This is a genomic window from Streptomyces sp. JLBG701 (genome assembly GCF_058544905.1).
Window position 1 is genome coordinate 6,976,178 of the sequence record NZ_CM178588.1, and the last position, 25,939, is coordinate 7,002,116.

Genomic DNA, 25,939 nt, shown 5'->3' on the forward strand with positions numbered 1-25,939 from the left:
CGGTTACGTCGGTTGTCGGCCACCCGCTCACCGGTGCTCCAGAGGGAAACCGACCCTTGCGGCATGATGGGGCGCATGGGGACCGAGGGGGCCAGCTTCCGTGTCATCGCGGGCCGTTACCGCCTGGAGGCGAGGCTCGGCCGCGGCGGTATGGGCGTCGTCTGGCGCGCGACCGACCAACTCCTCGGCAGACAGGTCGCGGTCAAGGAGCTCGCCCAGGACGACTCCCTCTCGGTGGAGGAGGCCCGGCGGTACCGGGACCGCACCCTGCGCGAGGCACGCGCGGTCGCCCAGTTGCGCCACCCGCACATCATCGTCGTCCACGACGTCGTCGAGGAGGACGAACGCCCGTACATCGTCATGGAGTTGATCGACGGCGGCTCGCTCGCCGACCGCGTCTCCGCCCGCGGCCCCGTCGACGCGCCCGAGGCCGCCCGCATCGGCATAGGCCTGCTCGGCGCGCTGCGCACCGCCCACGCCGCGGGTGTCCTGCACCGCGACATCAAGCCCGCGAACGTCCTGCTGGAGGCCGGCACCGACCGGGTCGTCCTCACCGACTTCGGGATCGCCCAGGTCGCGGGCGCGACGACGCTCACCGAGTCCGGCGCGTTCGTCGGCTCGCCCGAGTACACGGCCCCCGAGCGGATGTCCGGGGCCCGGACCGGCCCCGAGTCCGACCTGTGGTCGCTGGGGGCGCTGCTGTGCACGGCCCTGAGCGGTGAGTCGCCGTTCCGGCGCGACTCGTTGGGCGGCATCCTGCACGCGGTGGTCTTCGACGAGATCCGGCCGCCCGCGCAGGTCGCGCCGATCCTTCCCGTCGTACGAGGGCTGCTGGAGCGCGATCCGGACCGGCGGCTCGACGCGGCCGAGGCGGAGCGGATGCTGCGCGCCTTCCGGGACACGGGCCGTACGCCGCAGCTGACGGCCGGGTACACACCGACGCAGCGGGACGTGCCCCGGGGGACCCCGGTGCCCGACTCCCCTCCGCCGGCACCGTCCCGTACGGCGGATCGGGTTGGGGATCAGCCCGCCAGGCACTCCACGCGGGGCATCCTGATCGCCGCGCTGCTGGTCGCCGCGATGGCGGGGGCCGGAGTGTCCGCGGCGGCGCTGCTCATGAACAGGGACGACGGCGGGGGCACGAACAGGGGCGGTGCGCCGGGGAGTTCGGCAACGCGGGACCCCGCCGCTACGTCCGTCACGTCATCCGCGCCCGCCTCCACGCCGTCCATCACCCGCACCGCGCCCTCCGGTTACCGCATCGCCGACGACCCGGCCGGGTTCTCCCTCGCGGTGCCGGAGGGGTTCATCCGTGAGCCACAGGGCAAGCGGGTCTTCTACATGTCGCCGGGCGAGATCTTCCGCATCGGCATCAAGGTCACTGCCCCCGGCACCGGCGGCCCGCTCGCGGTGATGCGGCGCTCGCACGCCGAGGGGCCGTCCTCGTACCCCGGCTACCACGACGGCAAGGTCACCGACACCACGCACGCCGGACACCCCGCCGCACTCTGGGAGTTCACCTGGAACGGGTTCAGCACGGCGGAGGGCCCCCGGCACACCTACGACGTGTGCTGGGAGGAGGACGGGCGGATGTACGACATGTGGGTGTCGGCGCCGGTCGGCAGGGTGCGGGAGGCGAAGGAGTACTTCGATGTCGCGCTGGCGATGTTCGTGCGGACGTGAATCCGTAGGCCCAACTCCTTATGTGTACAAAGGGGAAATAGGTGGCGTGCTGGGTCACGGCTCTGTGACCGGAAAGCGCTGGAGGTGGTAGCGGGAGCGCCTGGCGCGATAGAGATGGACGTATGAGCAGCAACGGGGGAGCCTTTTACGGGTCCGACGAGCCGACGAGTTTCGATCTGCAACCACCGAGACCGATGAATGTGCCCGCGCCCGCGCCGGTACCCGACAACCCTTATGCGGCACCTGCTCAGGATCCTGGTGCCGGACGGCTCATCGCCGGTCGGTACCGGCTGCTGAGCAAGCTCGGGCATGGCGGCATGGGGACGGTGTGGCGGGCCAAGGACGAGACTGTGGACCGGGAGGTCGCCGTCAAGGAGCCCAGGCTGCCGGACCATCTTCCCGAACGTGAACGTGCCAACGCCTTCGAGCGAATGCGCCGCGAGGCACGCGCAGCCGCCCGGCTCGACCACCCCTCCGTCGTGAACGTGCACGACGTCGCGGTCGTGGACGGCCAGCCGTGGATCGTGATGGAGCTGGTGTCGGGCCGTTCGCTGGGCGACGCGTTGCAGGAGGGCACCCTCGGGGCCCGGGAGGCGGCGCGCGTCGGCCTCGAAGTGCTCGGCGCGCTGGAGGCCGCGCACGCGGCGGGGATCCTGCACCGCGACGTCAAGCCGGACAACGTCCTGCTCGGCCGGCACGACCGCGTCGTCCTCACCGACTTCGGCATCGCCCAGATCGAGGGCGAGACCAACCTGACCGACACGGGCGGCTTCGTCGGCTCGCCCGAATACATCGCCCCCGAGCGGGTGTTGGGCCAGCGCCCCGGACCGGCCTCCGACCTCTGGTCGCTGGGCGTGGTGCTGTACGCGGCGACGGAGGGCGTCTCCCCGTTCCGCCGCAGCAACACCCCCGCGACCCTCCAGTCGGTCCTGAACGCCACGCCCGCCCCGCCGGCCTCCGCACAGGGCCCCCTCGCCGAGGCCATCAACGGCCTGCTCCAGAAGGACCCGGCCCGCCGCCCGAACGCCGCGCAGGTCCGCACGCTCCTGGAGGCGACGGCCAATCCGCCGGTCCAAACGCCCACGCAGGTAGTGCAGTTCGCGGATCCCGGCATCGGTGGCGATGGCGGTGGCGATGGCGGAGGCGATAACGATGGCGGTGGCCGTACGGGAGTCTGGCTGGGCCGCAAGGTCTGGCTCGGCCTTGGCGCCGTGGTTGTCGCGGTCGCGGTGGCGTCGTACCTGGTGATCGCCGACCCGTTCGCGGGCCCGCTGCCGGACCACTGGACCAAGCTGGCGCACCCGAGGCTGGGCGCGACGCTGGCGGTGCCGGACGGATACAAGAAGTCCGTGCCGGACAAGAAGACGGACAAGACCCACTGGGTGAGCTACACCGACGCGAGCGGCAGCATCTCGATCGTCCTCAGCCTGGCGAAGAAGTCCGAGGACACCGCCAACTACATCGCGGACTCCGCGGCGGCCGAAATGTACGACGACAACGCCGACTTCAAGGAGAGCGGCGCCTACAACCTGGACATGCCGGAGGGCGCGAGGACGGTGACGGACGGCGGGACGACGTACAAGGGCAAGAAGGCCGCCGAGATCACGGTCACCTACGACACCGACGACAGCCAGAATCCGCTGCCCCGCGAAGTGAGGATCTTCTACTACAAGACCTCCAAGGCCGCCGGCGGCAACATGTACAAGCTCACGATCGCCTACCCGGGCAAGGGCGACTTCACGGAGCGGGGGCGTGAGGTGGCGCGGACGGCGATCGCCAACCTGGACATCAACAAGCTCTGACGTCGACGACCAGGAGAGCCGGCCCGCGTCGACAAAGTCCCGCCCCGCACGGTACTCATGGGACATGAGTGAGGTCGGCGAACAACCGCACGGCGAACGTCAGATCGACGGAAGGGTGCCCGTGGGGCGGCTCGTCGGCGGGCGTTACCGGCTGATCGAGCGCATCGGTTCCGGCGGCATGGGTACCGTGTGGCGGGCGCTCGACGAGCTCGTGGAGCGGGAAGTCGCCGTCAAGCAGCCGCGGTTGCCCGGCGACCCGGAGGGCGACGCCCATCAGCGGGCCGCCCACCGGCTCTACCGCGAGGCCCGGGCAGCCGCCCGCGTCGACCATCCCGCAGCCGTCTCCATCCACGACGTCGTCGTCGAGGAGGACGGACTCCCTTGGATCGTCATGGAGTTGATCCGCGGCGAGTCCATGCACGAGCTCCTCCAACGCGGCCCCCTGGCTCCCGCCGAGTCCGCCCGTATCGGCCTCGCCGTCCTCGGTGCCCTGCGCGCCGCCCACGCCGTCGGCATCGTGCACCGGGACGTGAAACCCGCGAACGTCCTCCTCGGCGCCCACCACCGCGTCGTCCTCACCGACTTCGGCATCGCACACGTCCAGGGCGAGGAATCCCTCACCATGAGCGGGGAGTTCGTCGGCTCGCTCGAATTCATCGCGCCCGAGCGGATGTCGGGCCGGGGCGCGGGCCCTGCCTCCGACCTGTGGTCGCTGGGTGTGCTGCTGTACGCGGCCGTCGAAGGATGGTCCCCTTTCCGTCGTACGACCCTGGAATCCACCCTCGCCGCGATCCTCGCCACCGATCCGCCCGAGCCCAAACAGGCGGGGCCGCTCGGGCCGTTGATCGTGGGGTTGCTGGCGAAGGATCCCGAGCGGCGGCCGGGGCCGGAGGAGGTCGCCAAGGCCCTGGAAGCGGTGGCCCAGGGGTGGCCCGTAGCGGCGCCGGATCGGATGTCGGGCCGGATGGCGGCGGAGGCGGCGGAGGCCCAGGACGTCTCAGGGCTGCGGGAGTTCGCGGACGACGTGGGGACCGTACGGCTGGGAGGGGCCATACCGGCGCAGAGAGCCGAGGAGCCGATAGCCGAGGAGCCGATAGCCGAGGCGTCGAAAGCCGCGAGGCCGAGAGTCAAAGAGCTGGAAACCACTCCGGCGCCCGTCGCGCCACCTCCACCACCCCCGCCCCCAGCCCCCACCCCGAGACGTCACCCCCTACTCGGCCCCCTCCCCGTCGCGGGGCTCTGCCTCCTTCTCCTGTTCGGCGCATGGCTCTGCGCGGTCTACTTCACTGATTCCGGGCCCGGTGGATCCACGGAGCGCACCGCCACGCACACCGAATCCCCCGCCTCCTGGACGCCCCACCGCGAATCGGCCATGAACGCCGTCCTCTCCCTCCCCTCCGTCTACGAGGTGTCCGCCCGGCAGGGCAGCGCGAGCGAGCAGCCCCGCATCGTCGAATACGACGACGGAGTCGACGTCCGCGTCCGCCTCACCCAGTGGGACAAGGCCCCCCGCGGCCCGATGGCCCAGGCGAAGGAGGCCCACGCCACCTGGGACAGCTACCACGGGGACGCCACCACGCAGTACACCCGCACCAGCTTCCAGGACTACGACGCCGTCCTCGCCGACACCACCTACGGCACCGACGACTCCCCGACCCGCGTCATGGAGCTGATGATCCTCACCGACGACGGCCGCATGTACGAGCTGCGCGTGGACATGCCCAAGGGGACGACGGACGAGAAACAAGGCACGGCGGTGTTCAAGGGAGCCCGGGACCGGCTGGAGATCGCGGAGAGCGGAATCGTCCCGGTGCCCGCCACGAAATCCCCCTGATCGTCCCGCCCGACGCCCTGATCAGCGCGTTCGTTGCCAGTGATCGCTGGCGGCATGTGTGTACTCGGTGAATCCCGATTACCGGCGGGTACCCAAAGCCTCCGCTCCGGCATACCCTGCGGCACATGACCGACTCGCAGGCCCCGGAAATGACCGGCAACGACGCCAAGACGGGCACGAACCCCTTGGCCCCCGCCCCCACAGGCGCCCGTACCGCAGCCGACGTGGTGACGCCCGAGCTGGTCGCCCAGCTCACCAAGGGCGTGGCCGGTTCCGGTCGTACGGCCAACCACACGCCGTTCACCGGCGAGAAGCTGGCCGACCTGCCCGAGTCCACGCCCGAGGACGTACAGAAGGCGTTCGAGGCGGCCCGCGCCGCCCAGGCAGTCTGGGCACAGACGCCGGTGCGGCAGCGCGCCGCCGTCCTCCTCCGCTTCCACGACCTGGTCCTCGCCCGCCAGGCCGAGGTCCTCGACCTGATCCAGCTGGAGACCGGCAAGGCGCGGCTGCACGCGCACGAGGAGGTCCAGGCCGTCGCCGTGGCCGCCCGCCACTACGGCCGCAAGGCCCCCGCCTACCTCCGTCCCAAGCGGCACACCGGCGCCGTGCCCACCCTCACGAAGGTCACCGAACTGCGCCACCCGCGCGGAGTCGTAGGCCAGATCGCCCCCTGGAACTACCCGCTCGAACTGTCCGTCGGCGACGCGCTGCCCGCCTTCGTCGCCGGCAACGCCGTCGTCATGAAGCCGGACACCGAGACCTGCCTCACCGCGCTCTGGGCCCGCGACCTCCTCATCGAGGCAGGCCTGCCCGCCGAGGTCTTCCAGGTCGTCCTCGGTGAGGGTCCGGTCATCGGCCCGGAGGTCGTCAAGCACGCCGACTACGTCTCCTTCACCGGCTCCACCCGCACCGGCCGCGAGGTCGCGCAGGGCGCCGCCGCCCGTCTGGTCGGCGTCTCCCTCGAACTCGGCGGCAAGAACGCCATGTTGGTGCTGGAGGACGCGGACATCGACAAGGCGGCGGCGGGCGCGGTCCGCGCGTGCTTCTCCTCCGCGGGTCAACTCTGCATCTCCATCGAGCGGTTGTACGTCCACGAGTCCATCGCGGACACCTTCCTGGAGCGCTTCGCCGCCCGCACGAAGGCGATACGCCTCGGCACGTCCCTCGCCTACGGCGCCGACATGGGCTCGCTGGTGGGCGAACGCCAGCTGGAGACCGTGACGAAGCACGTCGACGAGGCGATCGCCAAGGGCGCCAAGGTCGTCGCCGGCGGCACGGCCCGCCCGGACATCGGCCCGTACTTCTACGAGCCCACCATCCTGGACGGCGTAGAGGCCCCCATGTCGGTGTGCACGGAGGAGACTTTCGGCCCGGTCGTCTCCATCTACCGTTTCAAGACGGAGGACGAGGCGGTCGAGCTCGCCAACTCCACCCCGTACGGCCTGAATTCCTCGGTCTGGACGAAGGACGGCAAGCGGGGCCGCGCGATCGCCTCCCGGGTACGCGCCGGCACCGTCAACGTCAACGAGGGCTACGCCTCCGCCTACGGCAGCGTCCAGTCCCCCATGGGCGGCATGAAGGACTCCGGCCTCGGCCGCCGCCACGGCTCCGAGGGCATCCTCAAGTACACGGAGGCCCAGACGGTGGCCCAGCAGCGCTTGCTGCCGATGGCTCCCTCGCTGGGGATGGACGACGAGAAGTACGCGCAGTTCATGAGCCGCAGTCTCCGCCTGATGAAGGCATTCCGGCTGCGGTAACCGGCCTGTTTTTTGGGGGATCGGGGAACTGCGCGAGCAACCACACTCAACCCGCACGGACACTCAACGAGGAGCACACGTGCCTCAGGACACCTACGACTACGACGTCATCGTCGTCGGATCAGGCTTCGGCGGATCGGTAACAGCCCTACGCCTGACGGAAAAGGGCTACCGCGTAGGTGTCCTGGAGGCAGGCCGCCGCTTCACCCGAGAGTCCCTCCCCAAGAACTCCTGGGACCTGAAGAACTACCTCTGGGCCCCCAAGCTGGGCATGTACGGCATCCAGCGCATCCACCTGCTCGGCAACGTGATGGTCCTGGCCGGCGCAGGCGTAGGCGGCGGCTCCCTCAACTACGCCAACACCCTCTACGTACCGCCGAAGCCGTTCTTCGAAGACCCCCAGTGGCGCGACATCACCGACTGGCAGGAGGAGTTGAGCCCGTACTACGACCAGGCCCGGCGCATGCTCGGCGTACGGCTCAACCCGACCATGACCCCGTCCGACGTCCATCTGAAGGCGGCGGCCGAGCGGATGGGCGTAGGCGACAGCTTCCACATGGCACCGGTCGGCGTCTTCTTCGGCGACGGCGAGGACGCGGACGGCGGCGCTGCGAAGGCCGGCCCCGGCGAACAGGTGAAGGACCCGTACTTCGGCGGGGCGGGCCCGGACCGCAAGGCCTGTACCGAGTGCGGGGAGTGCATGACGGGCTGCCGGCACGGTGCGAAGAACACCCTCAACGAGAACTACCTCTACCTCGCGGAGAAGTCCGGCGCGACCGTGCACCCGATGACGACGGTCGTCTCCGTCACGGACGACTCGCGCGGCGGATACGCCATCGCCACGCTCCCGACGGACGACCGCCGCAAGGCCGGGGGCCGCACCTTCACGGCCCGCCGGGTCGTCCTCGCCGCCGGCACATACGGCACCCAGACCCTGCTGCACCGCATGAAGGCGGGCGGCCAACTGCCGTATATCTCGGAGAAGTTGGGCGAGCTGACCCGCACCAACTCCGAGGCGCTGGTCGGCGCGCAGACCAACAACCGCCGCTATCGCAAGGTCACCGGCGAGGCGAAGGTCGACTTCACGCAGGGCGTCGCCATCACGTCCTCGATCCACCCCGACGCGAACACCCACATCGAGCCGGTCCGCTACGGCAAGGGTTCCAACTCGATGGGCGGGCTCTCGATCCTCCAAGTCCCGTACGCGGAAGGCGCGTCGAGAGTCGCGGCCTGGCTGCGCAACGCCGCCCGGCACCCGAGCCTGGTCCTGCGCTCCCTCTCCAACCACCGCTGGTCGGAGCGGACCATCATCGGCCTGGTGATGCAGTCCCTGGACAACTCGCTCACGACCCATCTGAAGCAGGATGGTGTGGGCAAGGGCCTGCTGACGGCACGTCAGGGTCATGGCGCCCCCAACCCCAAGCAGATCAAGGCGGCTTCGGAGAGCGCCTCGGCCATCGCCGCCGAGATCAACGGCTTCGCGGGTTCGAACGTGGGCGAGCTGATGGGTACCCCGCTCACCGCCCACTTCCTCGGCGGCTGCCCGATCGGCGACTCGCGCGACACGGGCGTCATCGACCCGTACCACCGCCTCTACGGCCACCCCGGCATCTCGGTCGTCGACGGCGCCGCGGTCTCCGCCAACCTGGGAGTGAACCCGTCCCTCACCATCACGGCGCAGGCCGAGCGCGCGATGTCGTACTGGCCCAACAAGGGCGAGCCCGACCCGCGTCCGGCGCAGGGAGCGACGTACGAACGCCTGAAGCCGGTCGAGCCGAGGAACCCGGCGGTCCCGGCGGAAGCGTTCGGCGCGCTGAGGCTGCCGTTCCTGGGGATGCCGACGGTCCCGCCGAAGAAGTAGGGGACAGACGGAGCAAGTAGGAGATGGGCAAGAAGAAGGACCTGCACCCCCCTCCGAGCGCAGGTCCTTCTTTTCTTGCGTAAAGCCTTGTGCGGCGCGCTGCTTACGCCTGCGCGCCGGCCTTACGACGCCGCATCGCGAACACCGCTCCGGCGCCGGCGACGAGGGCGATACCGCTCATCAGGCCGATCGTCGGCAGCGCCGAACTGGCGCCGGTGTCGGCGAGGTTGCCGGTCGGCAGGTCGGAGACGCTGCCCTGCGGCTTCTTCACCGAGTCCTTGTCACCGGTGTCGCTCGGCGTGGCGGTGCCCGGGTCCGGGTTGGCGGAGCCGGCCTTCAGCACCGTGAAGTCGTACTGTGCCCAGCCTTCGGCGATGCAGTCCTGTCCGTCGACGTTGTCGATGTAGGCGCCGGAGCCGAAGGAGTAGGCGTCGCCCGCGGGGGCCTTGGAGCTGATGCTGACGCGCAGGTCGACCGACTTGCTTGCCTTCGCCTTGAGGTTCTCGACGTAGAAGAAGTAGTCGCCGGCCCAGTCGTCGTTGCCGATGCGGTCCCAGGAGCCGGTCTCGGGGTTCTTGAACTCCAGGTCGACGTACGGGCTGAGGTACTTCGACTCGTCGAGCTCGTAGTTCTCGACCTCGGCGTAGAAGGCGACACCGTCGACGGTGGTCGTCGACTCGTTGGTGACGACCAGCTTGAACTTGTGGAACCCGTCGCCGGCGACGATCTTGCCCGGCAGGCCCTTGATGTCGGCGGACACCTTGGCGTCGGTGTAGTCCTCGTCCAGATCCTCGCAGAAGGGGACGTCCGGATCCGTCGGCGCCTCGCTCGGGTCGCTCGACTCGGACGGCTCGGGCGAGCTCGACTCGGTCGTGCTGTCGCTGGGCGCGGGCGCCGTGTCCGAGGGCGTGTCACTGGGCAGGGCCGTGTCGCTCGGCAGACCGGTGTCCGACGGGGTCGGGGTGGCCGACTCGGTCGCGGACTCGGTCGAAGTCGCGGACACGGTGTCGGTCGGGGTCGGCGAGGACGACTCCTCCGCGAACGCGGCGGGAGCGGACAGCAGTGCGAGCGGGGCTATGACAGCCGTCGCGGCCGCCACTGCCATGGCACGGCCAAGCTTCATGCAGACCTCGGGAAGTCCGGTGAGCTGCGGTGTCGCAGCGCATGGTGGGGGGAGACCTCCGCGTTCGAAGCGTTCGGACACGGAAGTGACCCTTGGTTCTGCAGGTTTGATCGGTGAAGGCTGTGAATGGTTGCACTCGCACTCACAGAATTCTTATGTGGCCTGCGTCACAAGGGAGTCCAGGGGAGTCCAGGGGGAGGTCGGGCACCCGTGGGCGCATGCAGAAGGGCCCCGCGGGACGGAGCCGCGGGGCCCTTCTCCGTCAGCACCGACGTCAGGGCAGCGCCGGTGCCTGGGGAGCGGCGCCGGGGGGTTGCGCCGCTGGCCCTTGTGCCTGGGTCGCCGCCCCGGCGCACATGGGGCGCACGGATGGTCTGGACCTCTGGCAGTGAATAGCCGTGGTGGAGCGGTGGAGCGGAGAATCAAATCAATGCACTGCAATGCGGTTGACTGCTTTGGGACTTGGGGCTTTCCACGCATCGTGCTGGATGGACGCGGCCTCCGCAACCGTTTGACCCAGCATTGTGCATTTTTGCAGTTTCCGCCGGTCGGCCCCGGGCGTCCCCGGAGCCGGCCGTTCTCTTGAGTGACCGGGCCGGCTGTCCCCTGCCGTCCGGTCACAACCCTGGAGCGAGGTCCCACGACGCACGGCACGAGCCGTGCGCCTCATCGCTCCAGCGAGCCACGCGTGGTTCTTTCGGGCCCGCCCCTGGCTGACACGGACATCGGGACCAACGAAGCGGTTCGCGAGGCGGTCACGCGCCGTACGGGTGAGAGCGGGCCCGAACTCAGATACGCCCCCTGGACAGTTCGAGGAGCGTCATCGCGAGGGAGGTGCCGGGCTTGCCGAGCGCGTCGCTGTAGCGGCTGAGGATCTCGTTCTCACGGGACAGGTTCACGCGCCGCCCGCCGGAGGCGATCCGTGCCTCCTGGACGACGGCGGACACGGCGACCCGTTCCTGGATCAGACCGATGATCCGGTCGTCGAGAGCGTCGATGCGCCCGCGGGCGTCGGTGATCGTCTGCTCGGTCGTGGTGGTGGTCATAAGGGGGCTCCTCGTCGGAAAGGCGGCCCCGGAGCGACACGACCCGGGAAACGACAGACGCCCCGGGCCTTGTCGGCCCGGGGCGCCTGGGAAGTCGCTTGTCAGTTGCTCAAGCAGCACGACCATGGCAGCCGGTGGGCCGGTTGCCATAGGTAAAGAGGAAGGTCGAGTGCGCGAACATGGGGCCAGTATGCCACGGCACTTCTCTGTACCGACCGAGACGGGTGGTGGGTGGGCATAGGCCCGGGGGTCTGGGGGCGGAGCCCCCAGGAGACGGGAGGTGTCTCACGCGAGCCCCGTTAGAATCGGTACCAAGACCCCCGCCCAACCGCCGGAAGGCCCCCGTGTCAGCAGCGACCCCCGCCCCCGACACCGTCCTGGTCGTCGACTTCGGCGCGCAGTACGCCCAGCTCATCGCCCGCCGCGTCCGCGAGGCCCGGGTCTACAGCGAGATCGTGCCGAGCACCATGCCGGTCGCGGAGATGCTCGCCAAGAACCCGGCGGCGATCATCCTCTCCGGCGGCCCCTCGTCGGTGTACGCGGAGGGCGCCCCCCGCCTGGACCGCGCGCTCTTCGACTCCGGCGTCCCCGTCTTCGGCATGTGCTACGGCTTCCAGCTGATGGCCACGACCCTCGGCGGCACGGTCGACAACACCGGCGCCCGCGAGTACGGCCGTACGCCACTGCACGTCTCCAAGGCGTCCTCCACCCTCTTCGAAGGCACCCCCGACGAGCAGTCCGTCTGGATGTCGCACGGCGACGCATGCTCCGCCGCCCCCGAGGGCTTCACGGTGACGGCCTCCACGGACGTCGTCCCGGTCGCCGCCTTCGAGAACGACGAGAAGAAGCTCTACGGCGTCCAGTACCACCCCGAGGTCATGCACTCCACGCACGGCCAGCAGGTCCTGGAGCACTTCCTCTACCGGGGCGCGGGCCTGGCCCCGTCCTGGACCACGGGCAACGTCATCGACGAGCAGGTCGTGGCCATCCGCGAGCAGGTCGGCGACAAGCGCGCGATCTGCGGTCTGTCGGGCGGCGTGGACTCCGCCGTGGCCGCCGCGCTCGTCGCACGCGCCATCGGCGACCAGCTGACCTGCGTGTACGTCGACCACGGCCTGATGCGCAAGGGCGAGACCGAGCAGGTCGAGAAGGACTTCGTGGCCGCGACCGGCGTCAAGCTCGTCGTCGTGGACGCCGAGGAGCGCTTCCTCACCGCGCTCAAGGGTGTCTCCGACCCCGAGGAGAAGCGGAAGATCATCGGCCGCGAGTTCATCCGCGTCTTCGAGCAGGCGCAGGCGGAGATCATCGCGGACGAGGGCCCCGAGGTGGCCTTCCTGGTCCAGGGCACCCTCTACCCGGACGTGGTCGAGTCCGGTGGCGGTACCGGCACGGCCAACATCAAGTCCCACCACAACGTGGGCGGACTGCCGGAAGACCTTGAGTTCAAGCTGATCGAGCCTCTCCGCAAGCTCTTCAAGGACGAGGTCCGGATGGTCGGCCAGGAGCTCGGACTGCCGGAGGAGATCGTCCAGCGCCAGCCGTTCCCCGGCCCCGGCCTGGGCATCCGTATCGTCGGCGAGGTCACCAAGGACCGCCTCGACCTGCTCCGCGAGGCCGACGCCATCGCCCGCGAGGAGCTCACGGCGGCCGGCCTCGACCGCGAGATCTGGCAGTGCCCGGTCGTCCTGCTCGCGGACGTCCGCAGCGTCGGCGTCCAGGGCGACGGCCGGACCTACGGCCACCCGATCGTCCTGCGCCCGGTCTCGTCCGAGGACGCCATGACGGCCGACTGGTCGCGCCTGCCGTACGACGTGCTCGCGAAGATCTCGACCCGTATCACCAACGAGGTCGCCGACGTCAACCGAGTCGTCCTCGACGTGACCTCGAAGCCCCCGGGCACCATCGAGTGGGAGTGAGCCTGCTCAGGCTCAGGTCCGCTTGAGAGTCCGCACCGGCTCTCCGGGCCGCCAGACCTGGACGACCAGGTACTTCTCGTCCTCGACATAGGTCCGTACGACCTCCGTCAGCTCGGTGCGGAAGAGGTGGAACTGCCCCGGCGGTTCCACCTCTTCGCCGTACCGGGCCTTGGTCGCCGGATCGTCGACCTCGACCGCCCGCCCGGCGATCCGTACGTCGCCCCCGCCCATCTCCGTCCCCGGCCCCGGGTTCGCCTGGAGCGCGAAGCGCGGGTCGCGGCGCAGGTCGAGCGCCTTGACCGAGCCGGGCATCATGCCGAGCCACAGCTCGCCGTTCAGGAAACGCACTTCGAGCCCGGTCGTGCGGGGCGAGCCGTCCTTGCGGAGGGTCGCGAGGATGTGGTGCGTGAAGGCGCCGAAGCGGCCCTCGACGGTCCTGGCGAGATCGGGTTCGGCGGTGGCGAAGTCTGCCCAGTTCGATGCCATACGGAGAGTGTGGCGCCGATACCCGACATCTCCTGTCGTATATCGCGGGCCGCTACCGGGGCGTCGATCCGCCGCCTTCCGGTCCGCCGCAAGTAACGGTTGCGCAGTCTCTTCACGGAACGGCTCTGTTCTCCTGCGCTGACCGAGGGTAACTTCCGCCCGTAAAGCAACCCAGTGCTGGAGGACCTATGCACGGGCCCACTCCGCCCATGCCCCTGCCCACGGACCAGCTGCGGTTCGCGATGCCACCGATGCACGAGTCGGTCGACGACGAACGCCGCCACCGCAAGGAACGGCTCGCGGGCGCGCTGCGGATCTTCGGGCGGCTCGGATTCGAGGACGGGGTCTCGGGGCACATCACCGCGCGCGACCCGGAGTACAGCAACTGCTTCTGGGTCAACCCGTTCGGGATGCCGTTCAAGCACGTCACCGTCAGTGATCTGGTGATGGCCAACCAGGACGGCCAGGTGATCGAGGGCCGCTACCACGTCAACCAGGCCGCCTTCACCGTCCACGCCCAGGTCCATGCCGCCCGCCCGGACGTCGTCGCGGTCGCCCACTGCCACTCGGTGAACGGCCGCGCCCTGTCCGCGCTCGGCGACCTCCTCGACCCGATCACGCAGGAGAGCTGCGCCTTCTACGAGGACCACGCCCTCTACGACGCCTACACCGGCGTGGCCGTCGACGCCGAGGAGGGCCGCCGCATCGCCTCCGCGCTCAGCTCGCACAAGGCCCTCGTCCTGCGCAACCACGGGCTGCTCACCGTAGGCGACTCGGTGGACGCGGCGGCCTGGTGGTTCCTGTCCATGGAACGCTCCTGCCAGGTCCAGCTGACGGCACGGGCGGCCGGCCGCCCGATCCTGATCGACCACAGGGCGGCGGTGTCGACCCGGGAACAACTCGGCGGCGACCTGGTCGCATGGATCAACTACCAACCCCTGTGGCAGGACATCAGCCGCAGCGAACCGGACCTCCTCAGCTGACGTGGCCGGCAGCCTCGTAGCCTAGAAACCTCGTAACACCGCGGCCTTGGTCATCGCGAACTCCTCGTCCGTGAGCACCCCGTCCCGGTGCAGCTCGCCCAACTCCCTCAGCCTGCGCAGGAGTACGTCGTGATGGTCGGCCTGGGGCGGCACGGTGGCCGTCGGCCGATCCCGGTCCCGGTCCGTGTACTCGCCGCCCGTGCGGGTGGACGGGTGCGGCAGCCGGGCCGTCACCGCGGTGGCGACGAGCGCGGTGAGCAGATCGCGGCGGGCGCTGCCCCACAGGTCGAGGGCGTACGGATCCTTCTCGGGCGGCAGTTTGGAGAACACCGTCTCCCGGGTCACGAAACGCAGAAAACCGTCCTCGTAGCCGGAGTTGGGCAGCCACTCGACCTGGACGAGATCGCCCACGGCGATGATGCGCGGGCCGGTCGCACGCTTGACGCGGTCGGACGTGTCGGCCCAGTCGATACGGACCTGGGTGCCGTCGAAGGAGGCCGTGCCGTCGGAGGAACGGACGGAGACCGGGACCGGCGGGCCGGGCAGCAGATAGGCCTTGGTCGGCTCCTTCGGGATCTGGTCGAGGAGCAGGGCGTGGCGGATCTCCTCGGCGACGTACTCGGCGACCCCGGAACGGTCCATGTCCACGACCAGCCGATAGGGATCGGACGCGTCGGGCAGCCGTCCGCCGGTCGCCTGGAGAAGCGGGTCGGCGCCCTCGCGCAGCCGCATACGCAGCCGGCCGCGCTTTCGCTCGGGTTCGTAGACGACGCCCGCCACGGCTTCGAGCGGCACGGCGATCTCTCCGTACGTCTGCCGGAACAGTGCCACGGAGCGGTGGAGACCAGGCGTGATTCTGACCGTCGTACCGTCGAAGGCCCAGGTCCCGTCGCGCTGGATGATCTCGGCCATAGGGAAATTCTCGCAACCGGGTCAACACTGCGGCCGCCACTTCACCCGCGCTGACCAGACCTGCCGAACGCGGCCCGTGTCAGGTAGGGCACAATTCGCTGTCATCGCACGGGAGTTAGAGCGGTAGTTGGCACGGTAGTCAGAGGGCGGCGCCCGGATTGTTCACTGGGGCGTCCGCCGCCGATCGAGTCGTGGGGAAGGCGGGCATCGGGCGTGGCGGTGCAGGAGGCTAGACAGGGCGCGGAAGTCGGCGCGCACACAGGGGGCTGCACCTGCGGGGACTGTCCGCACGGGGCGCGGGCCGGGCATCGGCGGGCGGTCGCCGCGTTCCTGCTGAAGCGGGACGAGTTCGCGGCCGGCCAGGGGCTGCCGGCGGCGGTCGCCCACTCGGCGTCCGCCTCCCGCCAGTGGGTCTCGGACGAACTCACCCAGTCCGCGGACGTCGTCGCCGAACGCGGCCGCGCCGAGGGCGAGGCCTGGCTGACCCGCCTGTGGCGCAGCACGGCCTGCACGGTGTGGGCGCTGATCGTGCTGTTGCTGCTCGTCCAGTCCCTCACCGCGATCGGCACGGGCTGGACCTCGGCCCGCACCGCCGGACTGCTCGCCGCGCTGCTCGTGGGCGGCGCGCTGACCACCGCGTCCTGGTTCCACCGGGCCCGCGGTGGGGTGCTGGCCCCCGTCATCGGCGAGGACAACCGCCTCTCCACCTCCCGCGCCGTCGCCGCGGCCTGGGTGCTGCTGGTGGCCTACGCGGTACTGGTCCTGGTGGGCCGACTCGCCGCGGCCTCCAGCCACGAGGAACGCGACGCCCTCATCGCCGGCCTCGAACTCGCCCGCGGCGCCGGAATGGTGACCGTCCTCGCCGTGGTCTGCGCGATCGCGGTCCTGGTCCGTCGCGTGGTCGGCCTCCGCGTCCTCGGCCAGCGCCTGCAGAAGGTACGCGCCCACCGCCCCCGCGCCGCCGACCTCCTGACCGACGACGCCGGCCGCGGCACCTTCGCCGACATCCAGTACGTCGTGATAAGCGCCGTGGCCCTCGTCTTCGCGGCGGTACGGCTGGCCCGCCGCCCCGACCAGCTCCCCGACCTGCCCTGGGGACTCGCGGTGGTTGTCCTGGTGTCGGCCGCGACCTACGTGGCCGGCAAGTACGCCGAGGGCGGCAAGCCCGTGATCCTCTCCGTGGTCCGCGCCCGCGAGGCCGGCGACCTGGACGCCCCCATCCGCACGGGTGACGACATCGAGATCCGCGGCGCCGGCTTCGTCCCCCCGGGCGCCCAGGGCGCGGACCGTCTGTCCCGGATGGTGGTCCGCATCGGCCCCGTCCACGTCCACGTCCCCCTCGTCCCGGTCACCGGCGGCTTCAACAACCCCACGGACACCGTCCTCACCGTCCCCGTACCGGCCGATGTGGAACCGGGCCGGGTCGAGGTGCAGGTCGTCACTGCAGCGGGCGTCGAGACCAACCGGGTCCCGATCGACGTGACGGACTGACCCGCGCGCGTCCGCCCGGCGGCGACCGGGAGGTCCAGGTGGAAAAATGGCTGTCGCGGGACTGAGTGACGGCTCCCCGATGTACGTATCGTCTGTCGAGGGGCCACGTCACGGCGGGCGAGAGGCGGCTACGAGCGATGACTCACGGCATTCGTACGGACACACACCCCCCATATTTCGACGGCGACCGGAGCTGGCGGGACACCGCCACCCGCTACGCCCTCCTTCCTCTACGCGTCTTCCTCGGCGTCACCTTCATCTACGCCGGCGTGGACAAACTCACCGACAGCGCCTTCCTGAAGGACTCGGGAGCCGGCTCCATCGGCGACCTGATGCGCACTGTCCGCGACTCCTCGGCGATCCCGGCCCTGGTCGACCTGGCCCTGAAGAACCCCGTCGGTTTCGGCTACGCCATCGCCTTCGGTGAACTGGCCGTCGGCATCGGCACCCTGATCGGCCTGCTCGCCCGCCTCGCCGCGTTCGGCGGCGCGCTGATCTCGCTCAGCCTGTGGCTGACCGTGAGCTGGGCCTCCGACCCGTACTACTACGGCAACGACCTGGCCTACCTGATGGCCTGGCTGCCCCTCGTCCTCGCGGGCGCCTCGGTGTTCTCCCTGGACGCGGCGATCCGCGGGCGGCGACGACAGCGGTCATCGGCGGCCACGGGCAGCTGGGGCGATTACCGGTAGACGCGAGGCGCTCCGCTGGACGTGCCGCGATGTGCCGTGCCGTCGTTTGTCTGCGGCCCCGTCGTGGCTGGTCGCGCCCCGCGGCGGAGCCGCATATCGACACAGCCCCGCGCCCCTTAGGTTGGGCAGCGGCCCTGGGGCGCAAGCTGCGGCCGGTCGGTGACTCTGCGGACGTCTGCCACCCTCACCTGCCCCCCCGCCTGCCGTCAGCCCGGTATCTCCGGCCCCGGTGCGGCCGTACCCACGCGTCTCGCCCCTCTGCGCCGCCGTATCGCCCGCGTCACGCCGGCCGTCACCCCGGCCAGGGAGAGGCCGATGACGAGCAGGGGGATCACCGCGAACCACGGGGTCTCCCAGGCGCCGCCCGCGTCACCGGCGTAGGTGATGCCCGCGATGGTGAGGAAGACGCCGGCGACCAGCTTTCCGGGCTGGAACTCATGACGTAGCACGGCTCACCTCCGCCTGTCCCACGCCGACCTGGAGGTCGATGTCGAGGGTGCCGGCGTTCTTGGCGTCCTTCGTCGGCGTCAGGGTCACCTCCTTGTACTTGCCCGGCTCCACGTCCACGTCCTGTTCCTTGTCCCCCGGCAGCTGGATGTCGCCCAGCCCCACGTCGATGTGCAGTTTCACGGTCACGTCCGGCGGCACGACCAGCTTCAGCCGGCCCGCCCCCACCTCGACCTCCGTCGTGACCGTCTGTCCCTTCGCGACATTCAGCCGGGTCAGATCCAGCGTCCCGACGCCCGTGCCGAGGTCGTACTTCTGCTGGACCTCCGCGACCGCCGTGGGCTGCCACGTCGTGCGTATCCACTCCGTGCCGATGTCCTTGGGCAGCGCGGCCGCGCCCGCGAGCAGTGCGGCTGTGATGATCGCCAGGAACACCGACCCCGCTCCGGTGCGCCCCAGGAACGCGCTGACCGTGATCCCGACGCCGAAGACGATGAGCGCGCAGGCCAGACCCGTCTGCAGGCTGGTGCCGAGCGGGTGCTCGTCCCAGGTGCCGGCGATGCCCAGGCCGCCCGCGAGGAGGGCGAACAGGAACACCCAGCCGCCGATCCAGCGGGGGCCGCGCGGCCTCGGCTGCGGGATGCGCGGGGTGCGTATGTCCTCGCGGCCCCGGTCGTGGGTGCCGAGGCTGATGTTGACCGCCGCCGCGATGTCCCGGTCACGCGAGTCCCGGGGGCCCCACAGATAACCGGTGCCGCCGACGTGGCTGCCGTCCTTGACGATGGGGTCGCGCCACCAGGAGGGGTAGGCGGCGGGAACCGGCGGAGCCTGGGCCTCCGGCGGGGCGTCGGCGACGGCCTGTGCGGCCAGTGGGTCGGGGTCGGGGGTGCCGCGCTGCCGCGACCAGTACCCGGCGCCCGCCAGGAGCAGGGAGAGGACGACGGCGAAGGCCAGCACCCCGCCGTTGTTCAACAGGGTCAGGAACACCCCGCAGCCGACCAGCGCGAACAGCACGCCGGTCAGCGCCTGGCCGTCGACGCGGCCGGTGAGCAGCTTGCGCACCTCGTTCTGCTCCTCGTCGTCGTACGGGACGAAGAGCCAGGCGAAGCCGTAGAAGATGAGGCCGATACCACCGGTCGCGGCCAGCACCGCCAGGGTGATCCGGAAGATCACCGGATCCATGTCGCACTGCCGCCCCAGCCCGGCACACACCCCGGCGAGCATCTTGTGCCGCCGGTCGCGCCGGAACTTGTGCGGAAGCCCGGCCCCGCCAGCGCTGGCCGGGGCGTCCTCGACCGGGGCCGCCGCCCCTGCCGCTTCGGCCTCCAGCCGAGTCACGTCCTCTGCTCCGCCCGCGCCCGCCCGTCCGTGCGCACCCGCCCGCTCGTGCGCGCGCGGCTCCTTTCCTGTGGAGGCCGCGGCACCCGAGTCGGACGGGGCGCCCGCGTCGGGCACGGCATCCGCGGCGTGCTGGTGATCTGTCATGAGTCCATGGTGACGGCCGTGCCGCCGCAGCGGCAGTCGGAATGACCCTGGACGAACCCTGATATCGGCCCTGAGCCGCCGCGGGGGATGCGTTCGACGGACCCGCCGTTCGAAGATCAGGGGAGTCTCGGGGGTCGACCCTGATGCCCTGGAACTCCCGCCGTGTGAACATCGATGGCATGCCGGAAGCCGCAGCAGCGCCACTCGTGGAACCGCGGCCGCCGCGCAAGCTCTACCGCAGCAGTGACGGACGCTGGCTCGGTGGCGTGGCGCGGGGGCTCGCCGGGCATCTCGGGCTGCCCGTGATCTGGGTGCGGCTCGTGTTCGTCGGCCTGTTCATGGCGGACGGACTCGGCGCCCTGCTGTACGCCGCGTTCTGGTTCTTCGTGCCGCTCGGCGTCGGCGGCGTCGGCACCGACCGACCTCCCACCCTCGTCAGCACCGAGGCGGCGCCGGACGGCCGCCGCAAACTCGTCGCCCGCAAGCCGGACAAGGGCCAGATCGTCGCCCTGCTCCTCATGGTCATCGTGGCCATGGTCTTCGTCAGCAGCGTCAATCTGGGCAGCGGAGCCAAGGCCTACCTCCTGCCCGCGGTCCTCGTCGGCGCGGGCGTGGCCCTGGTCTGGCGCCAGGCGGACAACGCACGCCGGGCCCGCTGGGTCGAGGTCGGCAGCCGCCGCCGCACCCTCAGCCTGGTCCGGGCCGGAGGCGGCGTCCTGCTGGTCACGGCCGGCGTCTCCGGCATCTTCGTCCTGCAAGGCTCGGCCGCCCACCTCGGCTCGGTCCTCCAGGCCGCTCTGGCGGTCCTCGTCGGCATAACGCTCCTCGCCGGCCCCTACCTCGTCCGTATGACCCAGGACCTCTCCGAGGAGCGACTGATGCGCATCCGCGCCCAGGAGCGGGCGGAGGTCGCCGCCCATGTCCACGACTCGGTGCTGCACACCCTGACCCTGATCCAGCGCAACGCGGACAACGCGAGCGAGGTGCGCCGCCTGGCCCGCGCCCAGGAGCGCGACCTGCGCACCTGGCTCTACAAACCGGAGGGCACCGGCAAGGACGAGGCCGAGGAACCGGACACACTCGCCGAGGCCGTGCGGCGCAACGCGGCGGAGGTGGAGGACAAACACGGCGTCCCCATAGAAGTCGTCATAGTCGGCGACTGCGAGCTCGACGAGAGAATCGGCGCACAGATGCAGGCCGCGCGCGAAGCGATGGTGAACGCCGCGAAGTACGGTGGCGAGGGCGGCGCCGTGCAGGTCTACGCCGAAGTCGAGGGCAGGACGGTCTTCGTGTCCGTCCGTGACCGCGGCCCGGGCTTCGACCTCGACTCGATACCCGCCGACCGCATGGGCGTCAGAGAATCGATCATCGGCCGCATGGAGCGACACGGCGGCACGGCGCGACTGCGCGCGGTGCCGGACGGCGGCACGGAGGTCGAGCTGGAGATGGAGAGGGCGGAGAAGACGTCATGAGCGAGGCGAACGAGACGGCGGGGGCGGCCGAAACGGCGGGGGCGGCGGAGTCTGCCGGCAGTGGCTCCGGCGAGCGCCGCGTGCGCGTGGTCCTCGTCGACGACCACCGCATGTTCCGTACGGGCGTGCAGGCGGAGATCGGACAGACCGAGCAGACCGGCGTCGAGGTCGTCGGCGAGGCCGCGGACGTCGACCAGGCGGTCACGGTCATCACCGCGACCCGGCCCGAGGTGGTCCTCCTCGACGTCCACCTCCCGGGTGGTGGCGGCGTCGAAGTCCTGCGCCGCTGCGCCCCGTTGATGGCCGACGCCGAGCAGCCCGTCCGCTTCCTCGCGCTGTCCGTCTCGGACGCGGCGGAGGACGTGATCGGCGTGATCCGCGGTGGTGCGCGGGGCTACGTCACGAAGACGATCACCGGCACGGACCTGGTCAACTCCGTCTTCCGGGTGCAGGAGGGCGACGCAGTGTTCTCGCCGCGGCTCGCCGGGTTCGTCCTGGACGCGTTCGCGTCTACGGACGCCCCGCCCGTGGACGAGGACCTCGACCGCCTCACCCAGCGCGAGCGCGAGGTGCTGCGGCTGATCGCCCGCGGCTATGCGTACAAGGAGATCGCCAAGCAGCTGTTCATCTCCGTGAAGACGGTGGAGTCGCATGTCTCGGCGGTCCTGAGGAAGCTCCAGCTGTCCAACCGCCACGAGCTGACGCGGTGGGCGACGGCACGGCGGCTGGTGTGACCGCCGGCCGAGCCCGCAGGACAGGCTGACGGTCTCACACCACCCTCGTGGCCCCGGCGAACGGCATCTCGTCGATCGGGGCCAGCCGCACCGGGGCCGAAGGGTTCGGGGCGTGGATCATCTGGCCGTTGCCGACATAGAGGCCGACGTGGCTGATGGCCGAGTAGAAGAACACGAGGTCACCGGGGAGGAGTTCGGAGCGGGAGACACGACGTCCGGCGTCGATCTGGGCGTAGGTCGTGCGGGGCAGGGAGATGCCCGCGGAGCGGTAGGCGGCCTGGGTGAGGCCCGAGCAGTCGAAGGCGTCCGGCCCGGTCGCGCCCCAGACGTAGGGGCTGCCGAGCTTCTGGTAGGCGTACGAAACGGCGGCCGCGGCGCGGGAGTTGGGGGCCGGTACGGATCCGGAGGTCCCGAGTGAGTCCCGGGTGCCCCCGGCCGACCGCGAGGCACGCTCGGTGGTGCCGCCCGCCGCGCCGGCGAGCTGGGTGCGCTCCTCGGCGGTCAGTCGGGTCAGTAGTTGCCGTGCCGTGTTCAGCTTTCCGGTGATCGTCTTCTTGTGCCGGTTCAGCTCCGCCTGCCGCGACTTGAGGGAAGCAAGTTCGACGTGGGCGGCCCCGCGCAGTTGCTCGATCTCCCGCAGCTGATTGCGCACGCGGGCGACGGCGCCCGCTTGCCGGTCGCCGACCCGTTCGGCGAGCGCGGCTCCTTCCAGATACTGGCTTGGGTCGTCGGAGAGCGCGAGTTGCAGCGCGGGGTCGAGTCCGCCGCTGCGGTACTGGGCCGAGGCGATCGAACCCAGCGCGTCCCGCGCCGAGTTGAGCCGTTCCTCCTTGCGCGCCGCCTCGTCCCTCAGCGTCTCAAGGCGTTGCTCGGCCGCATCCGCCTTCTCCCTGGCGCCGTTGTACTTCTCGGTGGCCTCCTCGGCCTCCTGGTACAGCTTGTTCACCTTGGCCTTCACCTGCGCCGGCGTCAGCTGCGGCTCGGCGTGTCCGATCCCGTCGAAGCCCGTCGCGGTCGCCGCGCCCGCAAGGGCGATGGTGGCGGCCGTACGGGCGGTATTGCCGCTGAGCGAGCGCTGTCGGGGCTTGCGGTGCGCTGCCACGTGGCGTGCACGTCCTTTCGTACGACCGCCTCATCCGTACGACCGCCAGGGGAAGCGGCCCTACGACCGCCAAGGGCGGTTACGCGTCCGGCGGCGGCCCGCACAGGGGGAGCGGGCCGCCGCCGGACCTTTCTCGGCGGTGGTGTCCGACTGCCGCCCCTGGCCCGGGCGGCGGTGGGGAGCCGGTCACCTGGTGGAGGACGCTAAACCTGGCTGTAGTCGCTTGGTAACGCCTTGTGCGGAAGTGGCGCCAGGGGATCGCCGGATGACCGTAAGTGGCCGTGATCCGGGTCTGCCGCCGCCGACTTCACGCAGGGCGCTGACCGATGCGGCGGTTTACCGGGCGGCCGTGGGCGGGGGAGTGCTATGGACCGCATATATGCAAGATCCGCCGGATGTGGCAGGCCGGTGTCGGGCGCTTCCCGTGCCCCTGGCTAGGCTCCGGCCTCATGGACGTACTCATCCATCTCTTCGTCGGCCTGCACATCATCGGCATCGCCTCGCTGCTGGGCGGCTTTCTCACCCAGATGAAGGCGATGGGCCAGGGCACGGCCCGCTTCGTCCCGGCGATGCTGCACGGCGCGCTGACCATGCTGGTCACCGGCGTGATCCTGGTCGGCCTCAACCAGGCCGACGACCAGCCGGTCAACAACATCAAGATCGGGGTGAAGCTGGCCCTGCTGGTCGTGATCCTCGGTCTCGTCTACGTGAAGCGCGACGACGAGAAGGTCGACAAGAGCCTGTTCGGCCTGGTGGGCCTGCTGACCACGGCGAACATCTTCATCGCGGTGCTGTGGACCTGAGGCTCGCCCGCGCCGCGGACACCGCCCCCGCCGCAACGGCCAGCCACGCCGCCACCGCGATCCACAGCAGCACCTCCCCGGGGCTCCTCAGCCACGAGGCGTCGACGGCCGCCGCGACCGCCAGAGTCGCCGCCGCCGTCATCCCCAGCGGGAACACCGTCGACCAGCGGCGCACGTCGTAGCGCAGCCGCGGGCGGAGCAACTCGGCGACGAGCAGTACGACGTACCAGGCCAGGTCGAGCACCAGCAGCGCGACGGTCACCGCGCGCAGGACGCCTCGGTCGTCGTCGTTCCACAGGTACAGGCTCGCGCTGTCGGCGGCGATCAGCTTCGCGCCGGCCAGCGCCGACATGGCGAGCGCGCCGCCCGCGACCCAGTGGTCCCCGGCCCCTTCGATCACCTGCCGCAGATCGAAGTGGGCGAGCGCGAAGCCGTAGAGGACCAGTCCGAGCCAGAACAGCACCAGCGCCGCGTGCGCGAGCCAGGCCGTGCCCTCGGCCTGGGCGAGCGTGGCCCCGAGCACGGCGAGCCCCTGCGTGGCCACACAGACCAGGAACACCGCCCCGGGCATACGGCGCCGCCAGTGCCGTACGACATCGACGAGCAGCCCTGGCCACAGCACGGCGGCCAGCGCCAGCAGCGCCTGAGCCACGGTCTGCCAGCCGGCCGCGGAGAAACGGGTCCCGAGCACTGTGGTCGCGGCGACACCGGTCAGCGCGCCGAGCGTCCCCGCCTCCGACAGCCAGCGCGCCCGCTCCCGCGCCAGCCGTACGACGAAGTCAGCGGCCAGGGCCAGCCAGGCGGCGCAGGCCACCGCGAGCGCGATACGGGACAGCACCTCGTACCCCGTCAGATGCAGGCCGACCGAGATGATGCCGGTCGCCATCACGGCGGCCCCGGCCGCCGGCGGACGCTGCGCCCACCAGGCGCCGAGGGGGGAGATACCGGACATGGGGCCGATGCTAAGGAGCTTCGCGCGCGTTGCGAGCGGGGCACGCGCGCGGGCGCCCGGAAAAGCGTGCTGGCGCGGGGTGGGGGCGCGCACGCCTGGCACGAACAAGTGCGCCTCGGCCCGCAAAACAGCCACGCGCGCGTGCCGCCCCGAAAGGCAGCTCGCGCGCGCGTGGCGACAGAACTCCGTGTGTCAGGTCCGCTTGTCCATTCCGAGTGTCAGGCGGGCCGGACCACGCTGTAGATCGACGACTCGCCGTCGTAGTAGATCGACTCCTCGCGGACGTACGCGCCGGGCTTCGGGGCGTGGATCATCATGCCGTTGCCGATGTAGAGGCCGACATGGCTGATGTCGTCGTAGAAGAAGACCAGGTCGCCCGGCTGGATGTTGGAGAGGGAGACCGTCGTGCCCGCGTCCACCTGGAGGTAGGTGGTGCGGGGCAGGGTCACGCCGGCGGCCTTCCAGGCGGCCTGGGTGAGGCCGGAGCAGTCGTAGGAGTCGGGGCCGGTGGCGCCCCAGACGTACGGCTTGCCGATCTGGGCGCGGGCGAAGGCGAGCGCCTTCTCGGCCTTGGTGGCGTAGGACGAGTCTGTGGCGGTGGCGGTCGAGGCGCTGGTGTCCGCCTCCTGGGCGGCCTGCGCGGCGGCCTCGGCCTGCTGCTGGGCGAGCTGGGCCGCCTTGCGCTCGGCCTCCTCCTGCTTCTGCCTCTCGATCTCCGCGAGCCGCGCCTTCTCCTCGGCGGTCAGCTGCGACAGGAGTACGCGCGCGTCGGAGAGTTTCTGCTGGACGGTGGCCTTGGCCGTTTTCAGGTCGCTCTGCGACTCGGTGAGCGTCGAGAGGCTCTCGGTGGCCTCCTGGCGCTTCTGCATCGTCGCGGACTGCTCGGTGATGTACTCGTCGACCGCTTCCTTCTGACGGCCGGTCATCCGGTCCATCAGCTGGGCCTGGTCGAAGTAGTCCTGCGGCGAGTCGGCGAGCAGGAAGGTAGCCGTGTCGGGTGCGGAGGCCCCGGTCCGGTACTGGGCCGCGGCGTACGAACCCAGCTCCTCCCGCGCCTCGTTGAGCTTCTGCGTGCGCTTGGCGACGTCGTCGAGGAGAGTGTCGACCTGCTTGCTCTGCTTGGCGGTCTTCTCCTTGGCCGCGTTGTACTTGTCGGTCGCCGACTCCGCCTGGCGGTAGAGGTCGTCGACCTTCTTCTCGACTTCCTCAAGACTGGGCTTGTCGTCGGTCGAGGGTGCTGCGGTGGCTGTTTGGGACAGCAGGGCCACGGACGTCAGGGCCGCCGTGGCGAGGGCGGGGGTCCGTATGCCTGCGACGCGCGTGCCCGTGGGACGCGCTTTGCGGTGCGACGACGCCAAGAG

Annotated in this window: 21 protein-coding genes; 12 read left to right on the forward strand and 9 right to left on the reverse strand. The window is 70.6% G+C overall.

The window, feature by feature from the left end:
• Nucleotides 1-75 precede the first annotated feature (75 nt).
• The 5 genes from AC5DRG_RS32455 (at nucleotide 76) to AC5DRG_RS32475 (ending at nucleotide 8,937) form a co-directional block, all read left to right on the forward strand.
• A complete protein-coding gene (locus AC5DRG_RS32455) occupies nucleotides 76-1,683 on the forward strand; it encodes a serine/threonine-protein kinase (protein ID WP_491803023.1) in 1,608 nt (535 codons plus the stop codon).
• 122 nt (nucleotides 1,684-1,805) lie between these two features.
• Entirely contained in the window at nucleotides 1,806-3,485 is a 1,680-nt protein-coding gene (locus tag AC5DRG_RS32460) for a serine/threonine-protein kinase (RefSeq protein ID WP_491803024.1), read from the forward strand.
• 64 nt (nucleotides 3,486-3,549) lie between these two features.
• Nucleotides 3,550-5,319 (forward strand): serine/threonine-protein kinase, encoded by a 1,770-nt coding sequence (locus tag AC5DRG_RS32465; protein WP_491803025.1) that lies wholly within the window; start codon nucleotides 3,550-3,552, stop codon nucleotides 5,317-5,319.
• A 125-nt stretch (nucleotides 5,320-5,444) separates the two neighbouring features.
• Nucleotides 5,445-7,076, forward strand: a complete 1,632-nt coding sequence (locus AC5DRG_RS32470) for a succinic semialdehyde dehydrogenase (protein ID WP_491803026.1) — start codon at nucleotides 5,445-5,447, stop codon at nucleotides 7,074-7,076.
• A gap of 79 nt (nucleotides 7,077-7,155) precedes the next feature.
• Complete coding sequence (locus AC5DRG_RS32475) at nucleotides 7,156-8,937, forward strand: GMC oxidoreductase (protein ID WP_491803027.1); 1,782 nt, start codon at nucleotides 7,156-7,158, stop codon at nucleotides 8,935-8,937.
• A gap of 103 nt (nucleotides 8,938-9,040) precedes the next feature.
• On the opposite strand, the gene AC5DRG_RS32480 is transcribed toward AC5DRG_RS32475, so the two are convergent.
• Complete coding sequence (locus AC5DRG_RS32480; RefSeq protein ID WP_491803028.1) at nucleotides 9,041-10,060, reverse strand: LAETG motif-containing sortase-dependent surface protein; 1,020 nt, start codon at nucleotides 10,058-10,060, stop codon at nucleotides 9,041-9,043.
• Nucleotides 10,061-10,848: 788 nt separating this feature from the next.
• Nucleotides 10,849-11,106, reverse strand: coding sequence for a chorismate mutase (locus AC5DRG_RS32485; RefSeq protein WP_491803029.1), 258 nt, complete (start codon nucleotides 11,104-11,106; stop codon nucleotides 10,849-10,851).
• A gap of 344 nt (nucleotides 11,107-11,450) precedes the next feature.
• Here AC5DRG_RS32485 and guaA point away from each other — a divergent pair, with 344 nt between their 5' ends.
• Nucleotides 11,451-13,022, forward strand: coding sequence for a glutamine-hydrolyzing GMP synthase (gene guaA / locus AC5DRG_RS32490; RefSeq protein WP_491803030.1), 1,572 nt, complete (start codon nucleotides 11,451-11,453; stop codon nucleotides 13,020-13,022).
• A 12-nt stretch (nucleotides 13,023-13,034) separates the two neighbouring features.
• Here guaA and AC5DRG_RS32495 read toward each other — a convergent pair whose 3' ends face one another.
• Nucleotides 13,035-13,508: a pyridoxamine 5'-phosphate oxidase family protein gene (locus AC5DRG_RS32495; protein WP_491803031.1), complete on the reverse strand. Its 474-nt coding sequence runs from the start codon at nucleotides 13,506-13,508 to the stop codon at nucleotides 13,035-13,037.
• A gap of 188 nt (nucleotides 13,509-13,696) precedes the next feature.
• Here AC5DRG_RS32495 and AC5DRG_RS32500 point away from each other — a divergent pair, with 188 nt between their 5' ends.
• Nucleotides 13,697-14,491, forward strand: coding sequence for a class II aldolase/adducin family protein (locus AC5DRG_RS32500; RefSeq protein ID WP_491803032.1), 795 nt, complete (start codon nucleotides 13,697-13,699; stop codon nucleotides 14,489-14,491).
• Between the two features lie 21 nt (nucleotides 14,492-14,512).
• On the opposite strand, the gene AC5DRG_RS32505 is transcribed toward AC5DRG_RS32500, so the two are convergent.
• Nucleotides 14,513-15,403 (reverse strand): DUF4429 domain-containing protein, encoded by an 891-nt coding sequence (locus AC5DRG_RS32505; protein ID WP_491803033.1) that lies wholly within the window; start codon nucleotides 15,401-15,403, stop codon nucleotides 14,513-14,515.
• 213 nt (nucleotides 15,404-15,616) lie between these two features.
• On the opposite strand from AC5DRG_RS32505, the gene AC5DRG_RS32510 reads away from it, so the two are divergent.
• Nucleotides 15,617-16,894, forward strand: a complete 1,278-nt coding sequence (locus tag AC5DRG_RS32510) for a hypothetical protein (protein ID WP_491803034.1) — start codon at nucleotides 15,617-15,619, stop codon at nucleotides 16,892-16,894.
• A 137-nt stretch (nucleotides 16,895-17,031) separates the two neighbouring features.
• Nucleotides 17,032-17,583: a DoxX family protein gene (locus tag AC5DRG_RS32515; protein WP_491803035.1), complete on the forward strand. Its 552-nt coding sequence runs from the start codon at nucleotides 17,032-17,034 to the stop codon at nucleotides 17,581-17,583.
• A gap of 206 nt (nucleotides 17,584-17,789) precedes the next feature.
• Here the strand turns inward: AC5DRG_RS32515 and AC5DRG_RS32520 are convergent, their stop codons facing one another.
• Both AC5DRG_RS32520 and AC5DRG_RS32525 read right to left on the reverse strand, forming a co-directional pair.
• Nucleotides 17,790-18,032 (reverse strand): hypothetical protein, encoded by a 243-nt coding sequence (locus AC5DRG_RS32520; protein WP_491803036.1) that lies wholly within the window; start codon nucleotides 18,030-18,032, stop codon nucleotides 17,790-17,792.
• On the reverse strand, nucleotides 18,019-19,515 hold the full coding sequence (locus AC5DRG_RS32525) for a PspC domain-containing protein (protein ID WP_491803037.1): 1,497 nt from the start codon (nucleotides 19,513-19,515) through the stop codon (nucleotides 18,019-18,021). Before AC5DRG_RS32525 ends, AC5DRG_RS32520 begins: the two co-directional genes overlap by 14 nt.
• 179 nt (nucleotides 19,516-19,694) lie before the next feature.
• On the opposite strand from AC5DRG_RS32525, the gene AC5DRG_RS32530 reads away from it, so the two are divergent.
• On the forward strand, nucleotides 19,695-20,987 hold the full coding sequence (locus AC5DRG_RS32530) for an ATP-binding protein (RefSeq protein ID WP_491803038.1): 1,293 nt from the start codon (nucleotides 19,695-19,697) through the stop codon (nucleotides 20,985-20,987).
• Nucleotides 20,984-21,721, forward strand: a complete 738-nt coding sequence (locus AC5DRG_RS32535; protein ID WP_491803039.1) for a LuxR C-terminal-related transcriptional regulator — start codon at nucleotides 20,984-20,986, stop codon at nucleotides 21,719-21,721. The genes AC5DRG_RS32530 and AC5DRG_RS32535 overlap by 4 nt, the downstream gene beginning before the upstream one ends.
• A gap of 34 nt (nucleotides 21,722-21,755) precedes the next feature.
• Here the strand turns inward: AC5DRG_RS32535 and AC5DRG_RS32540 are convergent, their stop codons facing one another.
• The gene (locus tag AC5DRG_RS32540) at nucleotides 21,756-22,823 is read right to left on the reverse strand and encodes a C40 family peptidase (RefSeq protein WP_491803041.1); all 1,068 of its coding nucleotides are present in this window, start codon (nucleotides 22,821-22,823) and stop codon (nucleotides 21,756-21,758) included.
• Nucleotides 22,824-23,272: 449 nt separating this feature from the next.
• Between AC5DRG_RS32540 and AC5DRG_RS32545 the strand changes: the two genes are divergently transcribed.
• Complete coding sequence (locus tag AC5DRG_RS32545; RefSeq protein WP_491803042.1) at nucleotides 23,273-23,626, forward strand: hypothetical protein; 354 nt, start codon at nucleotides 23,273-23,275, stop codon at nucleotides 23,624-23,626.
• Here AC5DRG_RS32545 and AC5DRG_RS32550 read toward each other — a convergent pair.
• Both AC5DRG_RS32550 and AC5DRG_RS32555 read right to left on the reverse strand, forming a co-directional pair.
• The gene (locus AC5DRG_RS32550; protein ID WP_491803044.1) at nucleotides 23,604-24,578 is read right to left on the reverse strand and encodes a tellurite resistance/C4-dicarboxylate transporter family protein; all 975 of its coding nucleotides are present in this window, start codon (nucleotides 24,576-24,578) and stop codon (nucleotides 23,604-23,606) included. The genes AC5DRG_RS32545 and AC5DRG_RS32550 overlap by 23 nt on opposite strands.
• Nucleotides 24,579-24,796: 218 nt before the next feature.
• Nucleotides 24,797-25,936 carry a C40 family peptidase gene (locus AC5DRG_RS32555; protein WP_491803045.1) on the reverse strand — a complete coding sequence of 380 codons (1,140 nt, stop codon included), beginning with the start codon at nucleotides 25,934-25,936 and terminating at the stop codon, nucleotides 24,797-24,799.
• Between the last annotated feature and the right edge of the window lie 3 nt (nucleotides 25,937-25,939).